A 15,112-nucleotide genomic window follows, 5' to 3' on the forward strand; every position below is an offset into this window, starting at 1 on the left:
AAATGTCGAACACTAGAGAAAAGGAACACATAATGAAGAGAAGATTTCTCACCCCGTTCGTCGCTGCAGTCGCAGCCCTCGGCCTCGCTCTGACCGGTTGCTCGCAGGAAGCGTCGAGCGACGATGGCAGCGGTGGCGGCGACAAGGGCGACATCAAGCTCGGCTACGTCACCGGCTGGACCGACGGAGAGAGCATCTCGCTCCTGCTCGAGAACCAGCTGGGGAAGATGGGCTACAACGTCGAGACCGAGACCTTCAGTGAGGCAGCCGTCCTCTACGCCGGTGTCGCCAACGGCGATATCGATATGTATCCGTCCTCGTGGCCCGAGGTCACGCACAAGCAGTACATCGATAAGTACGGTGATGATCTCGAAGACGTCGGCGCCTACTACGACAATGCCGTCCTCACGATCGCCGTCCCGAAGTACATGGACGACGTCAACTCGATCGAGGATCTCAAGGGCAAGGGCAAGGACTTCAACGGCGAGATCGTCGGAATCGAGCCCGGTGCCGGTCTGACGAAGGCCACCAAGGCGATGATTCCCGAATACGGTCTCGACGACGAATACGAACTCGTCACCTCGTCGACGGCTGCCATGCTCACCGAGCTCGGCAATGCGACCGATGCCGAGAAGGACATCGTCGTCACGCTGTGGCGTCCGTTCTGGGCGAACAACGAGTACCCGGTCAAGGACCTCGAGGACCCGAAGGGTGCGATGGGCGATCCCGAGAAGCTCCACTTCACCGCGACCAAGGGCTTCAGCGATGAGTTCTCCGATGCCGCCGACTACATCGGCAACATCAAGCTCGATGACAAGCAGTACGGGGAACTCGAGGACCTGGTCGTCAACAAGTACGGCAAGGACGGCAAGAATGATCCCCCAGCGGCCATCACCGAGTGGCTGAAGGCCAACCCGGACGCCTACGAAGGTGAGCTGCCTGACGAGGAGTGATCTCGTCGCCGCGGCAGCAGCTGCCCTGAGGTCGACGTCCTCTGCTCAGCTGCTGACTTCCCCGCCGCGCGGCGCGCCGTCATGAATGAGCTGTGCCCTCTCGACTCGAAAAAGTCGGGAGGGCACAGCTGTGTGAGTAGACTCGATGGAGCAGCGCCGTTGACACCGCGTTCGGTGCGCGGAACCCGAACGGAGGGCACCCCATGGCGACTCATTCGGCAGCCGTCGACACCTTCGTCGGCCCCCTGACAGTCTTCAGCGACGGCCGGTCGATCATCCGGCTCGAATGGTGCACATCCGCCGAGTCGGCTGTGCCCGCCGAGGCGACCGCCGCCTCGGACCCCATCCTCACTGAAGCGATCGCCCAGTTGCGGGCGTACTTCGACGGCCACCTCGGTGACGTCGATCTGCCCGTGGACTTCGGTCAGGTATCGGACATCGCAAGGATCGTGCTGACGACCTTGGCTGAAGAAGTCCCACCCGGGACCACGGTCACCTACGGGCAGCTCGCCGAAGCCAGCGGCACCGGGATTCCGGCGCGGGCCGTCGGCGGGATCATGGGGCTCAATCCGATCCCGATCATCGTCCCCTGCCATCGTGTCGTCGCCGGTGACGGGCTCGGCGGGTACTCAGGCGGACTGCCCGGGCACGAGCTCGAAACCAAGCGGCACCTCCTCGAGCTCGAAGGCGCCCTGCCGCAGGCGCTGTTCTGAGGCCCAAGCGTGCAAAAATCTAGAGTTGAGTTACCGTTAAGTACTCGCTTGTCATACGATAGTCTAGCTGGGTCATAGGGCTTGGCTTCCGGAGGTAGGGCTAGGGCAGGTCTCCCTTATTCGAGGCTCTGGAGGACAACTGCAGCGGCGGCGCTCCCGACGAGCAGTGGGAAATTCAAACGCGAGATCGCCAGCACGCCGAGGAGTCCGATGCCACCGAGGCACGAGGTCACGAGCACCCAGGCGGGAAGACGTCCGACGGCGCCGGCATGATCACGGCCCGCGGCCCTGTGCTTGGCCCCGAAGGTCATCACGGCGATGCTCGTCATCACCATCATGACGATTACCCCGTTACCTTATAAATAGCCCCATCATCCGTCAGGATTGAAGGGGGGGCGCTGGCCTGAGGACCCCGGCATGATTGATGCCCCCAGTCACCCATGATCCGGGGGGGTGTTGTCACCGGGGTTCGAAGGCACCAGGGAAATCGCTGATAGGGGCCAGAACCACTGGCAGAACACATGCCTTGAGACCGACCGTAACGTGGATGCCGAACCTTGGAGCCACCCAGCACTACCCGCCAGCCGAACCACAACTAAATATTCGGTCACATGAGTCGAAGAAGATGAGTGACATGATCACCAACCACGCTGACATCGACGTATTCATCGGCATCGATGTCGGCAAACACAACCACTACGCCGTCGCCGTCGATCGCGACGGAAAACTGGCACCTAGCGCTTGTTGGAAGCGCGAGTCCACACAGTCGGTAGCGGGTTTCCGAGTATCCGGTAGCACCCAATCGTGATTCATGATCTGCTGAGATCGACGTCACATTTGTGGCGTCGTTCTCGAGAAGAAAGCGGAGTTCATGGCGAACTACCGGAAGATCATGGACCTATTGTTAGCCGAGCGGAGCTATCGCGATATCGCCACCATCGTGGGCTGCTCCCAACGCGATATCGCCCGAACCCAGCGGGTCATCAACGAACACGGCATCACCTCGTCCCAGACGGTCACCGATGAAGATCTGGCCCTGTGGCTGCCTGACCGGCGACGAGTCGTTGATGAATATGACCAACCTGACTTCGACGGAGTGCTCAACCGGCGGCGGCATCAACGCCATTTCACGCTCTTACAAGCCTGGCGACGGTATACAGATGCCACGAGTGAGAAGAAGAAGTACGGATACTCCCAGTTCTGCGCTCTCTTCGCCGACTACGTCAATCGCAATGATCTCGTCGGTGTCCTCCACCACGAGCCGGGCCGAGCGATGCTCGTTGACTGGGCCGGCGATGCCCTCGACATCGTCGATGCCGCCGACGGAGTTGTGTCCAAGGTGTACTTGTTCGTGGCAGTGTTGCCGTATTCGGGTCTCATCTACTGCCAAGCCTTTCTGAATATGAAGACTCCAGCGTGGCTGGAGGCGCATATGGCGGCGTTCGCCTATTGCGGCGGTGTCGTCGAGATCGTGGTCCCGGACAATCCGAGTACCTCGACGCATCGTCGCACCCGGGGTGATGGTGAACGGGTGATCAATGCACGGTATCAAGACATGGCAGACCACTACGGTGTCGCGATCGTGCCAGCAAGAGTGAAGAAACCGCGGGACAAGGCGGCTGCCGAGAACGCGGTGAACGTGGTCAACAAGCGAGTGATCGGGTATCTCGACGGTGAGGTCTTCGAAACGCTCGAAGAACTGCGAGAGGCGATCGCTGAACGGGTCCACGAAATCAACTACGAACTCGTTCGCGCCGATGACACGACTCGCCACCAGCGCTTAAGCCCGACCGTAACGTGGATGCCGAACCCAGGAGCCACCCAGCACCACCGGCCAGCCGAACCACAACCAAATATTCGGTCACATGAGTCGAAGAAGATGAGTGACATGATCACCAACCACGCTGACATCGACGTATTCATCGGTATCGATGTCGGCAAACACAACCACCACGCCGTCGCACTCGACCGCGACGGAAAACAGCTCTTGTCGAAGCCCCTGCCGCAGAACGAAACGAAGCTGAAAGCCCTACTCAACAGGCTGGCTAAGCACGGAACACTCCTGGTCGTCGTCGACCAACCGGCCACGATCGGAGCTTTACCTGTCGCGGTTGCCCAGGCCGAGTCCATCACGGTTGCTTACCTGCCCGGGTTGGCGATGCGCCGCATCGCCGACCTTCACCCTGGTGAGGCGAAGACCGATGCCCGTGATGCCGCCATCATTGTCAAGCCCCGTGTTTGATGGAGAGTTTTCTACTTGGAATTCATCGGCTCACCCACGAGCTACGCAGCCCGTGGCATCGTGCTGAGATGATCGGCTCGGAACGCGGCGGGAGTCGCCCCACCAAGTGCTCCGTGGGGCCGGTACGTGTTGAACCAGTGCACCCACTGCGCCGTGGCGATCTCGACATCATCAATACCTTTCCAGGGACCCTTGTTCCGGATGAGTTCGGCCTTATAGAGTGAATTCAGCGCTTCAGCGAGGGCGTTATCGTATGAATCTCCTTTCGACCCGACAGACGCGACTGCATCTTGCTCAGCCAGGGCCTCGCCATAGCGAATCGCTCGATACTGGACCCCGCGGTCCGAGTGATGCACCAGCCCAGACAGGTCGTGACCAGCACGTTTACGCTGATAGATCCCCATCTGCAAAGCGTCAAGAGCCAACTCGGTATGCAACGACCTCGAGACCTGCCAGCCGACGATCTCGCGATTGAACACGTCGGTGACGAACGCGACGTAGACCCACCCTGTGAACGTGTGCACATAGGTGATATCGGCCACCCACAGCCGGTCAGGAGCGAAGGCTTCGAAGTGCCGATCGACGAGATCGGCCGGGCAGTTCTCCCGCGGTGCTGACCTCGTAGTGTTCGGTGCCTTGGCCCTCTTGATCCCGTGTAGATCGAGGTCTCTCATCAGGCGCTCGATCGTGCAACGGGCCACATGCCCGCGACCATGCGAGTCAGGTTCGCGGTTGAGCACGATATGCATCTTCCTGGCTCCGAACGCATCGTAATTCTTCCCGTGCACAGTGCTGATCTCTTCTTTCAATACCTCGTCACGTTTCTGTCGAGCCGAGGCTGGTCGATGTTTGCGGGCATAGTAGGTACTCGGAGCGATCTTCACGCCGGCAGCACGCAGCGTGGCACAGATCGGCTCGACTCCGAGTTCGTCCTTGTGCTCGTCGATATACGAGCAGACTACTTCGAGGGGCGGTCGAGCTCCGCCGCGAAAAAAGCCGAGGCCGACTTCAGGATTTGGTTGGCCCGGCGCAGTTCCCGATTCTCCTTCTCGAGGTCCTTGATGCGCTGGGCTTCAGCGGTGGTAGTGCCGGGGCGGTCGCCGGCATCGACCTGGTCCTGATTGACCCAGGACCGCAGTGTTTCTGGGTTCACACCGAGTTGGTCGCCGATCCGGCGGAAGACGCCGCGGCGGGCACCAGGGTCAGCTTCGAGGGCGTCGAGGACCATGCGGACTGCTCGTTCGCGTAGCTCGAGGGGGTACTTCTTTTGGGGCATGACAGGGAAGTCCTTTCCGTGGCTTCACTGTCTCCATTATTCCCGGGGCGAATCATCATTGCTGAAGCAGCCCGGACCATGCCCCACACGCTGCGGGGTATCCGTGTCGCGGATGAGAACGTCGCCGAGCTGTCGATGCTGTGCGGCTACGACGATGATCTCGCGAAACAGGCCACCGCGACATCGAACCGGATCCGCGGTCTGCTCACCCAGATCCATCCCGGATTAGAGACCGTGATCGGTCCGCACCTGGATCACCCAGCCATGCTGGCGCTGCTGGCGAAGTACCCGACACCGAAAGCACTACGGCATGCCGGCAAACACCGCGTCGAGACCCTGTTGCGCAAGCAGGCACCCAGAGCGTGGAAACGCTGGGCGGCAGCGATCTTCACCGCACTCGACGAGCAGACGGTCGTGGTGTCGGGCACCGACGCTGCCGGACTCGTCCTACCCCAATTAGCCACGTCGCTGGCGCAGACCCGCACGTCACGGGATGAAGTGCTGGTACGCATCGAGGAACTGGTCCAGGCGCATCCGCTTTTCGAGCTCCTGACGTCGATGCCGGCAGTCGGCGTCAGGACAGCGGCGAGGATCCTGACCGAGGTCGTAGGTAAGGACTTCGAGTCTGCCGGACACCTCGCATCGTATGCCGGGCTGGCACCGGTGACATGGCGATCGGGAACCTCGATCCGAGGCGACCATTCCTCACGGCGAGGGAACAAGATCCTCAAGCGAGCCCTGTTCTTGTCCGCGTTCGCGGCGCTTAAGGATCCGTTGTCGAGGGCGTATTACGACAAGAAACGTGCCGAGCATAAGAAACACAACCAAGCCCTGATCGCGCTGGCCCGCCGTCGTTGCAACGTGCTCTACGCGATGCTGCGCGATGGTGCCTACTTCCGCACACCCGAGGCGGCGACTGCTGCCTGAACCAACTCGTGCCGAAGTTCCTGATCAGTCCGGGAAACAGTTCCCGGACCGATCATCTCTGCCCTTTGGGGCCAGCCGAATATGCTTGAGGAATCTGCTCGTTGCCCCTTGACTTAAGACATAGGGGCACCCCTCTGCTCTTGCCGAGCCTGTGAGAATATGTGTTGCAATACGTGCGCGCCGATTGGGAGAACATCGGCACCGCTGTGATCGGGTTGGGCCTGGCCGTCGTGTTCGTGATCGGCTTGATCAAGACCATTTCGCGCGGGCGACCGAAGATCCCCGAACAGCAGCTGGCCGACGCGATGGCCCGCGCCACGACCGACGAGAACGAAAAGAGGTAGAGCGTGTCCAGCTTCTCATCCCTGGCCCGGTCCTCAGCGATTATGACCGCCGGCACCATGACCTCGCGTGCACTCGGTTTCGTCAAGGCCTCGATGCTGGCCACCGCGATCGGTGTGAACTTCGTCCAGGCAGACGCGTTCGACGTCGCGAACAAGGTGCCGAATACGCTGTACATGCTGCTGGCCGGGGGTGTGGTCAATGCCGTGCTCGTCCCGCAGATCGTGCGTGCCTCCAAACGGGACGACGGCGGTGCCGACTTCACGAACCGGCTGCTGACCCTGTCGTTCCTCATCCTCGGTCTCGTCACCGTCGTCGCGACCCTGGCGGCACCGCTGCTCGTGTGGCTCTACTCATCGGGATGGAGTCACGAACAACTGGCACTGGCCACAGCCTTCGCGTACTGGTGCCTGCCGCAGCTGTTCTTCTACGGCCTCTACACGCTGCTGGGCCAGGTGCTCAATGCGAAGTCGTCGTTCGGTCCCTACATGTGGGCGCCTGTGCTCAACAACGTCGTGGCGATCGCCGGTCTTGCTGCCTTCATTCTCATCTTCGGCACGAACAACGCCTCACCGCACGATCTCGATACGTGGACCCCGGACAAGATCGCGCTCATCGCAGGCACGGCCACTCTCGGCGTCGTGGCTCAGGCTCTCATCCTCATTTGGCCGCTCAAGCGCATCGGCTTCAAGTACAAGCCGACGTTCGGGTTCCGCGGGGTCGGACTCGGCTCGGCCGGGAAGGTCGCGTTCTGGACGTTCTCGGCCATGCTCATCGGCCAGATCGGCTTCCTCGTCGTCTCCCGCGTCGCCTCGGGGGCGTCGATCCCCGGCGATGGGAACGCCGCGAACACGGCATACACGAACGCCTACCTTGTGTTCATGCTCCCGCATTCGCTCATTGCGGTCTCTCTGGCCACGGCTCTGTTCACCTCCTTGGCCAAGGACGCGGCGAACGATGACACCGAAGCCGTCGTCAGCGACTTCTCCATGGGTGTGCGGATGGTCGGCATGGTCAACACCTTCGCCCTCGCCGCTCTGGTCGTCCTCGCCAGCCCGGTGGCGATGATCATCGCCGGACCTGGTCGCGAGCAGGCCATGGCCATCGGTCTGGTCATCATCACGATGGTCTTCGGGCTCGTTCCCTTCAGCGCAAACTATCTCGCGCAGCGCGTCTTCTATGCATACGGTGATGCGAAGACTCCGTTCCTCATCCAGCTGCCGCAGATCGTCTTCCAGTCCCTGGCGGTGCTCTCGGCCACGATCTTCCCGAAGTCGGTGACGGTGGCGATCATCGGGCTCGTCATGAGCCTCGGATACCTCATGGCCATGATCATCTCGTTTACGGTCCTGAAGAAGCGCCTCGGCGCCATCGATCTGCGTGAGATCCTCACGTCACATGTGAAGTTCCTCCTCGCGGCGATCATTGCCGGTGGGGCAGGTTTCGGTCTGCTCTACTTCTTCCCGGACTTCGCCTTGGCAGGACGCTGGCAGGCGTTCATCACCACGGCCGTCGTCGGCGTCGTGATGCTCCTGTTCTTCATCGGAGCTTGTTATTTGCTCAGAGTCAGAGAGTTGCATTCGATTATTGGCGTGGTTGCTGGAAAACTAAGAAAAACAGCCTGAGCCCCGTCAATCCCCACCGGAGGTGGTCGCCCTGATCGATATCGAACCCGGCATGGTGGTGGCCGGCCGTTATGTCGTATCGACCGTCGACCGCCGATGGCTTATACGAATTTGCAGGGACCGCCAATTTCGATTTGGTACTTACTTTCGGCTCGGTCAGCTCAACCGACGCCTGTTCTACTGCAAGACAGACGGGTCGCCACTGACCTTCTGTTCAAACTGCAGACGCGGGTCCTCGCCCGGCACAAGAAGACACCAAACGAAGAGCGCAAGCTGGACCGACGTCAAGGCGGGCAACTAGACTAAGTTTCACCTATAGGGAAGCAGCATTTGGTAGCAGCCGTGGATTGAACCGGTGTGTAACCTCGGTAAATCGTGGCCACTGAATCTCATCGCATCAGTGACAGCCAGTCTCAGAGCTTGGCGCCACTTCGCTGCACAGGTGCTACCGAAAGCCACTTCCGTGCATCACCAGAGAAGTGCACCTCCGCACAGTGGAACCTGACCCTCCTACAACCCAGGAGTACTTCGCCAGAGATATACTTCCGCACACTACACGTGGCCATACTCAGCGATCACGTGAAGTTACCAAGCTAGGTGAAATAGACCTGACGCAGCCGCTCGATCTGGCTCCTCCAACAATGGAATTCAAACAAACTACCCTTGACCGTTGATACAACGATTCGATAAGGTGTTCCTGTCACACATTGCATTTCATAGCTGTGACTGATTGAGTTCAACTTATCAACTGAACAATGACCGAGTTTTGCTAACTCGATTTTTGATTCACCTGTAGATTGCATGAAAATGAAACGCACAAACAGGAACTGGAAGCTCGGAATTGCTGTAAGCGCGCTGGTAGGCGGCGCCGTATTGGCACCGACAGGGGCAATGGCATCCACAGTGGATTCTGGCTCGATTGACACCCAGGTGAGTGGCTGGGTAACCGAAAATACCTATAAGACCAAGACCGAGTGCACGGAAGTGGGCATAAAAAATGCCACGAAGGTTTATGATTGGAAATGCGTTAACGCATCCCGACCACACGATGTCCCTAAGTGGAATTATGATGTTCGGTACTGGTTCTAACATTTAAGTTTCTTTTTAGGTTGACAGTCAAACACCTGCCGACCGATGAACACTACAAGTCCTGGTGGCAGGTGTTTGACTTTCCCTATTGCGCCAGTTGAATTACAATTTCGGCAAACACGAGATTTTTCATTCTTTTTCAAATTCACAAACCTCTTTCTGCGTTTTAAGGTGTGCATTAGCCCTGATCCGTAAGCTTGAAAGTGGCCCGGGAGGGCGGGGTGTGGCTGAGCCTTGATTGCCGTTTAATGGCTCCGGTGGATTGGCCGCCCGGCCCTCCGGGGTGCCTCGACTGCTGATTGAGATGCGCGTTCTGGTCGCTGTTTACGGATCCGCCAGCGGGGAGTCCTTCGGGCCGAGAACCGTCGTAGGTCAAGGTCTGGAGACTGGCACGAAGACGCCACAAATAGAACACGGTTGGGTCGGCGTCGACATCGGGAAAGGTCACCACTGGTGTGCCTGATCGATGACGACGGGACAAGCATCTGGTCGAGGAAAGTCGCCAACGACGAGCAGGCGATCCTTGAAGCCATCGACCACGTGGCCGGGCTGGCAGAACAGTCCGTGTGGGCGGTGGATGTGACAGGCACGATGTCGGGGCTACTGTTGGCGTTGCTTGCCGCGCACGGACACCGCGTCCGGTACGCACCCGGGCGAATCGTGAATCGGATGGCTACTGCGTACCGCGGCGAGGCAAAGACCGATGCCCGGGACGCGTACGTGATGGCTGAAACCCTCCGTCATCGCGGCGATCTGACCGAGGTCGACGTGCCATCAGAGCTGGTCACCCAACTACAACTGCTGGTGACTCACCGGGCGGACCTGGTTGCGGATCGAGTGCGAATGGTGAACCGGTTGCGTGACGTGCTACTCGGGTACTTCCCGACGCTGGAACGTGCCTTCGACTACTCTCACAATCATGGTGCCTCCTGATGTTGACTGGCTATCAGACGCCGGCGGCGATCCGTCGCATGGGCAGGACTCGTCTGACCGCGTGGCTTTCGGTCCGGAAGGCTCGCACGGCCAGACAGGTCGCCGAACAGGCTGTTGCTGCCGCCCACGCCCAGCACACGGTCGTGCCCGGCGAGGACGTCGCAGCCGACATCGTTGGCGAACTCGCCGAGCAGCTCCTGGCCCTTGATGAGCGCATCAGCACCATCACCTTGATTCGCCCCGGGAATAATGGAGACAGTGAAGCCACGGAAAGGACTTCCCTGTCATGCCCCAAAAGAAGTACCCCCTCGAGCTACGCGAACGAGCAGTCCGCATGGTCCTCGACGCCCTCGAAGCTGACCCTGGTGCCCGCCGCGGCGTCTTCCGCCGGATCGGCGACCAACTCGGTGTGAACCCAGAAACACTGCGGTCCTGGGTCAATCAGGACCAGGTCGATGCCGGCGACCGCCCCGGCACTACCACCGCTGAAGCCCAGCGCATCAAGGACCTCGAGAAGGAGAATCGGGAACTGCGCCGGGCCAACCAAATCCTGAAGTCGGCCTCGGCTTTTTTCGCGGCGGAGCTCGACCGCCCCTCGAAGTAGTCTGCTCGTATATCGACGAGCACAAGGACGAACTCGGAGTCGAGCCGATCTGTGCCACGCTGCGTGCTGCCGGCGTGAAGATCGCTCCGAGTACCTACTATGCCCGCAAACATCGACCAGCCTCGGCTCGACAGAAACGTGACGAGGTATTGAAAGAAGAGATCAGCACTGTGCACGGGAAGAATTACGATGCGTTCGGAGCCAGGAAGATGCATATCGTGCTCAACCGCGAACCTGACTCGCATGGTCGCGGGCATGTGGCCCGTTGCACGATCGAGCGCCTGATGAGAGACCTCGATCTACACGGGATCAAGAGGGCCAAGGCACCGAACACTACGAGGTCAGCACCGCGGGAGAACTGCCCGGCCGATCTCGTCGATCGGCACTTCGAAGCCTTCGCTCCTGACCGGCTGTGGGTGGCCGATATCACCTATGTGCACACGTTCACAGGGTGGGTCTACGTCGCGTTCGTCACCGACGTGTTCAATCGCGAGATCGTCGGCTGGCAGGTCTCGAGGTCGTTGCATACCGAGTTGGCTCTTGACGCTTTGCAGATGGGGATCTATCAGCGTAAACGTGCTGGTCACGACCTGTCTGGGCTGGTGCATCACTCGGACCGCGGGGTCCAGTATCGAGCGATTCGCTATGGCGAGGCCCTGGCTGAGCAAGATGCAGTCGCGTCTGTCGGGTCGAAAGGAGATTCATACGATAACGCCCTCGCTGAAGCGCTGAATTCACTCTATAAGGCCGAACTCATCCGGAACAAGGGTCCCTGGAAAGGTATTGATGATGTCGAGATCGCCACGGCGCAGTGGGTGCACTGGTTCAACACGTACCGGCCCCACGGAGCACTTGGTGGGGCGACTCCCGCCGCGTTCCGAGCCGATCATCTCAGCACGATGCCACGGGCTGCGTAGCTCGTGGGTGAGCCGATGAATTCCAAGTAGAAAACTCTCCATCAAACACGGGGCTTGACACCTCGAAGATCACGACGGCATTCCGCACCCATCCGCAGGCTGACATCATCGAATCACTACCCGGGATGGGGCCTGTCCTGGGCGCGGAGCTGGTCGCCGCAGCGGGCGACCTCCATGGCTATGCAGACGCAGGTCGACTCGCCTCTGCTGCCGGTTGGTGCCCGTGCCCCGCGATTCCGGCCGTCGCACCGGGAACCTGCACCGTCCCAAGCGGTACTCACGTAAGTTACGGCGCGTGTTCTATATGTCCGCTCAGGTTGCCATGATGAGGCCTGGACCTAACCGTGACTATTATTTGAAGAAGCGAGCTCACCGTGCCCGGCACGTTCAGGCCGTGATCGCACTCGCACGCCGACGCGTCGACGTCTTGTGGGCGCTCCTCCGCGACAATCGGATGTTCGAGCCCATCGCTCCCGGAACCTCGAAAACCGCTTGACAAATCATTGAGAATCCACCGTCAAGGACTTTCTGGGGCGGAACTGTCAATGTAGTCGAAGTGTGATGGCAGGCGGGTACACCAACGGGCCAGCCCACTCGTCTGGTACTTCCACTCACAGTTTCCTCATCAGGCCCCGCGGGGCGGCATCGTGCACGGACGTAGTCGCCTCTACGGACTCGATGCCGCGTTCCATAACCGCGACCACTGAGCCTGCCACGGCCACAATCTCGGGAGATGAATGATGATTTTCCGTCCCGTCCTGGCCAACCGTGCTGGGATAGCAACGATCTTCCTCAACAGGGACTGCATTCGCGCCAACCCCATCCCCGCCGCACGTGCGGCAGCCCTGGCAAGATTGAACGCGATGATCGCGAACGCCAGCCAGGCTCGGTTGGCCACGAACTTTCCCGATGGCAGGTGCGCCGAAGGGTCCTGCTTGAGTTCAGCGATGACTTGCTCGACGATCGCGTGTCCGCGATGCCGGCGATCGGCCTCCACCCTCGATAGGTCACTGTTGGTGATGAATGCGTGATACCGCCAGGGGGCAAACAGTGCCACCTGGGAGTCGGGTTTGACCTTGACTCTGCGCACCACCAATCGGCACTTCACTCGTTGGGCTTTCGGACGCGACGTGAAAGCGGTGAACGAGGCTGCTTCGGCGACCTCAGCATCAGAGATCCACTGACCGGACTCGTCATCATAGATCGCTTGCGGGTAGGAAATTGGCTCCCACCGGTCCTCGTCGAGGCTACTGATCGCTGCTGTCACGGTCTTCCACTGCGGAATCGTGTAGGACCACCAGGCTCCAGCCTGTTCGGCTGTGGTGATATTGGATCGTTGGCAGAAAGCGGCATCGGCACGGATGAGGACCTGTCGGTCCGGGGCGATGCGGGCGATGGTGGACAGTCCACGGGCCAGGTGCCAATCAGCGTGATCTCCGGAGCGAATATTGCCCCGCCGCAACTGGGACTCGAGCACTATTGGGGCAGCCGACCCTTCCGTGTGGGCAGTCACCAGCAGTGCGTTCAGCCCCCGCGCTCCTGAGTAGCCGAACGCCGCAGCCTGTTTCTGGTGCCCGTGGACACCACGAATGGTATCGTCCACGTCGACCATGATCGGCCCCTCGCCTGCCGGGACCATTGTCGGCAGACGACTGAGTAGGTCACGGTTCGTCTTCGCGATTTGGAGGACGTGTCCGTGAGTGAACGAGCGCAGGAATGTTCCCAGCGTCGATGGTGCCCGGACAGCACCGATGAGTTTCGGCGTGGCTCCGGCCCGCAGCAGGTCGAGATCATCGATGGAATCGGCTCCTGCCAGCATTCCGGCGATCAGTGTCCGCGACTTCACCACAGGGTTCGGTGATGCCACCGTCATCGCCGACAACGACTGGCTCAAACCGGCGTGCTCGGCGAGACCGAGCACTGGTGCCAAACCGGCCGCCGACACGAGGTTGGACTCATCGAAGATGGGTGTACAGGTGTGAGAGACTTGCACTTGCGAGGTGTCCTTCTGGCATGTGGTAGATAGTGGCTTCAGCACTACTATTTTCCCACGTCAGAGGGACATTTCCTATTCAGGACACCATCGTCAGCCACCACTGAAACGGTGGATCAGGGATTAGAAGCTTCCCCATGTTCAGCTGGCTTCGGGCGAAATAGTGCGTGAGTCTCGGACTCAGAGCAACCCCCGTTACATTCATTGTCAAGCCGCAACTGGGGTCTTCTCCTCGTAGACGGCCCCGGACTTGACCATCGCGAAGAGCACGTTGAGTCGGCGACGAGCCAGACACATCACCGCAGCATTGTGGCGTTTTCCCTCAGCTCGTTTCCGGTCGTAATACGCCTTCGATAAAGGATCATGACACGACGCGACCCAAGCCGAGTGGAACAACGCGTTCTTCAACCGTTTGTTGCCCGCTCTTGATGGGAACTCACCGCGAATCGACGTCCCAGAGCGTCTCGTGACCGGGGCAGTACCGGCATACGCGGCCAAATGGCCGGCAGGCTTGAACGCAGAGAAGTCTCCGGCTGCCAGGAGGATCTGGGACGCGGTCCTAACGCCGATTCCCGGCATGGACGTTAAGACCTGAAGAAGCGGGAGCGAATCCGCTGACCCTCAGCTTCGGCCTCGATCTCAGCACGTTCAGCCTTCAGCGCCTTGATTCTGGCGGCGTGCCGCGGCACCACAGACTCCGACGCCTCACTCCCGGGCACGATCACCGTCTGCTTAACCAAAGCCTCGAAGACCGCATCAATCAGCGCCGACGGATCCTTGCGGGCATGGTTCTTCGCCCACCGCTTCACCCCCGACTTCCCAGCCGCAGGCAGACCGGCCGGACCCCGAACCAAATCAGCAGATCCAGCACAATCGCCCTCGTCAGCACGGTTCCTTTGAAGACACGCTCCAACGCAGGGTGGATCTGCAACAGTAGTGATCTCAATCGGTTGATCGCTCTCGTCGTGTCGTGCGCGAGGTCGTCGTCCGTGTCGGCCAGGACCTTCAGAATGGCCAGGACATCAGACTCCCGATCGACGGCCCTCAGCGTATGTGGCATCGTGCGCGCAGTGTCGGCGATGATGAACGTATCCCGGGCATCCGGCTTCGCCTGTCCCGGATACAAGTCAGCTGCCTTGCGCATCGCCAACCCGGGAAGGTAGGCGATATCGGCTCCACAGTCCCTGGCGACCGCGACGGGCAGAGCTCCGATCGTGTTGGGCTGATCGACGATGACGACCACTCGACCGTGCTCGTCCTGCAGGGTCGTGATCACTTCCCGAAGCGCGGCTTCATCCTGCGGGAGTTCGTGGTCATAGACTCGCTCACCTGCCGAATCGAGTCCGCACCCGTGATGGCTGGTTTTGCCGACGTCGAGGCCGAGCCAGACGTCGTATTCGGTGTTCATGACAGTCCTCCGCGACCATCAGTTCCATGGTCGCAGGTATGTCATGACACCCAATGCTGGCACCCACGTTACGACGAGACCTCAGTACAA

General features: G+C 60.2%; 11 protein-coding genes, 5 pseudogenes and 2 other annotated features. Of the genes and pseudogenes, 11 read left to right on the plus strand and 5 right to left on the minus strand.

The window, feature by feature from the left end:
- The first annotated feature begins 32 nt into the window (after positions 1-32).
- On the plus strand, positions 33-953 hold the full coding sequence (locus CXR29_RS16090) for a glycine betaine ABC transporter substrate-binding protein (RefSeq protein WP_127365074.1): 921 nt from the start codon (positions 33-35) through the stop codon (positions 951-953).
- Positions 954-1,156: 203 nt separating this feature from the next.
- On the plus strand, positions 1,157-1,666 hold the full coding sequence (locus CXR29_RS16095) for a methylated-DNA--[protein]-cysteine S-methyltransferase (protein ID WP_127365075.1): 510 nt from the start codon (positions 1,157-1,159) through the stop codon (positions 1,664-1,666).
- 116 nt (positions 1,667-1,782) lie between these two features.
- Here CXR29_RS16095 and CXR29_RS16100 read toward each other — a convergent pair whose 3' ends face one another.
- Positions 1,783-1,995: a hypothetical protein gene (locus CXR29_RS16100; RefSeq protein WP_127365076.1), complete on the minus strand. Its 213-nt coding sequence runs from the start codon at positions 1,993-1,995 to the stop codon at positions 1,783-1,785.
- A gap of 305 nt (positions 1,996-2,300) precedes the next feature.
- On the opposite strand from CXR29_RS16100, the gene CXR29_RS17390 reads away from it, so the two are divergent.
- From CXR29_RS17390 to CXR29_RS17780, 3 genes and pseudogenes are all read left to right on the plus strand, one after another.
- Complete coding sequence (locus tag CXR29_RS17390; protein WP_164742851.1) at positions 2,301-2,474, plus strand: IS110 family transposase; 174 nt, start codon at positions 2,301-2,303, stop codon at positions 2,472-2,474.
- 84 nt (positions 2,475-2,558) lie between these two features.
- Positions 2,559-3,437: pseudogene (istA, locus tag CXR29_RS17775) on the plus strand (IS21 family transposase); the annotation flags it as partial.
- 117 nt (positions 3,438-3,554) lie between these two features.
- Positions 3,555-3,896 (plus strand): annotated as a pseudogene (locus CXR29_RS17780) (IS110 family transposase); the annotation flags it as partial.
- A gap of 53 nt (positions 3,897-3,949) precedes the next feature.
- On the opposite strand, the gene CXR29_RS16110 reads toward CXR29_RS17780, so the two are convergent.
- A protein-coding gene (locus CXR29_RS16110; RefSeq protein WP_373270471.1) for an IS3 family transposase occupies positions 3,950-5,184 on the minus strand; the annotation gives its coding sequence in 2 pieces (ribosomal slippage) (positions 3,950-4,899 and positions 4,899-5,184; 1,236 coding nt in all).
- Positions 4,778-4,906: a sequence feature (AL1L pseudoknot), on the minus strand. (Overlaps the previous gene by 129 nt.)
- A gap of 54 nt (positions 5,185-5,238) precedes the next feature.
- Between CXR29_RS16110 and CXR29_RS16120 the strand changes: the two are divergent.
- The 3 genes and pseudogenes from CXR29_RS16120 to murJ all read left to right on the plus strand — a co-directional run.
- Positions 5,239-6,111, plus strand: a pseudogene (locus CXR29_RS16120) (IS110 family RNA-guided transposase); the annotation flags it as partial.
- 161 nt (positions 6,112-6,272) lie between these two features.
- Positions 6,273-6,455, plus strand: coding sequence for a DUF6049 family protein (locus CXR29_RS16125; RefSeq protein WP_127365078.1), 183 nt, complete (start codon positions 6,273-6,275; stop codon positions 6,453-6,455).
- Between the two features lie 3 nt (positions 6,456-6,458).
- Positions 6,459-8,078 carry a murein biosynthesis integral membrane protein MurJ gene (gene murJ / locus CXR29_RS16130; RefSeq protein ID WP_127365079.1) on the plus strand — a complete coding sequence of 540 codons (1,620 nt, stop codon included), beginning with the start codon at positions 6,459-6,461 and terminating at the stop codon, positions 8,076-8,078.
- A 593-nt stretch (positions 8,079-8,671) separates the two neighbouring features.
- On the opposite strand, the gene CXR29_RS16135 is transcribed toward murJ, so the two are convergent.
- Entirely contained in the window at positions 8,672-8,980 is a 309-nt protein-coding gene (locus tag CXR29_RS16135; protein WP_164742853.1) for a hypothetical protein, read from the minus strand.
- A gap of 640 nt (positions 8,981-9,620) precedes the next feature.
- Here CXR29_RS16135 and CXR29_RS16140 point away from each other — a divergent pair.
- The 3 genes and pseudogenes from CXR29_RS16140 to CXR29_RS16155 all read left to right on the plus strand — a co-directional run.
- Positions 9,621-10,100 (plus strand): IS110 family transposase, encoded by a 480-nt coding sequence (locus CXR29_RS16140; protein WP_164742854.1) that lies wholly within the window; start codon positions 9,621-9,623, stop codon positions 10,098-10,100.
- 286 nt (positions 10,101-10,386) lie between these two features.
- A protein-coding gene (locus CXR29_RS16150) for an IS3 family transposase (protein ID WP_373270471.1) occupies positions 10,387-11,621 on the plus strand; the annotation gives its coding sequence in 2 pieces (ribosomal slippage) (positions 10,387-10,672 and positions 10,672-11,621; 1,236 coding nt in all).
- Positions 10,665-10,793 (plus strand) — a sequence feature (AL1L pseudoknot). It overlaps the preceding gene by 129 nt.
- Positions 11,622-11,686: 65 nt before the next feature.
- Positions 11,687-12,117, plus strand: a pseudogene (locus CXR29_RS16155) (transposase); the annotation flags it as partial.
- Between the two features lie 171 nt (positions 12,118-12,288).
- Here CXR29_RS16155 and CXR29_RS16160 read toward each other — a convergent pair.
- Both CXR29_RS16160 and CXR29_RS16165 read right to left on the minus strand, forming a co-directional pair.
- Positions 12,289-13,614 carry an IS1380 family transposase gene (locus CXR29_RS16160; protein WP_127365082.1) on the minus strand — a complete coding sequence of 442 codons (1,326 nt, stop codon included), beginning with the start codon at positions 13,612-13,614 and terminating at the stop codon, positions 12,289-12,291.
- Positions 13,615-13,821: 207 nt separating this feature from the next.
- Positions 13,822-15,022 (minus strand): annotated as a pseudogene (locus CXR29_RS16165) (IS110 family RNA-guided transposase).
- Positions 15,023-15,112 lie beyond the last annotated feature (90 nt).

This window comes from Brevibacterium linens (assembly GCF_003999335.1).
Classification (GTDB): domain Bacteria; phylum Actinomycetota; class Actinomycetes; order Actinomycetales; family Brevibacteriaceae; genus Brevibacterium; species Brevibacterium linens.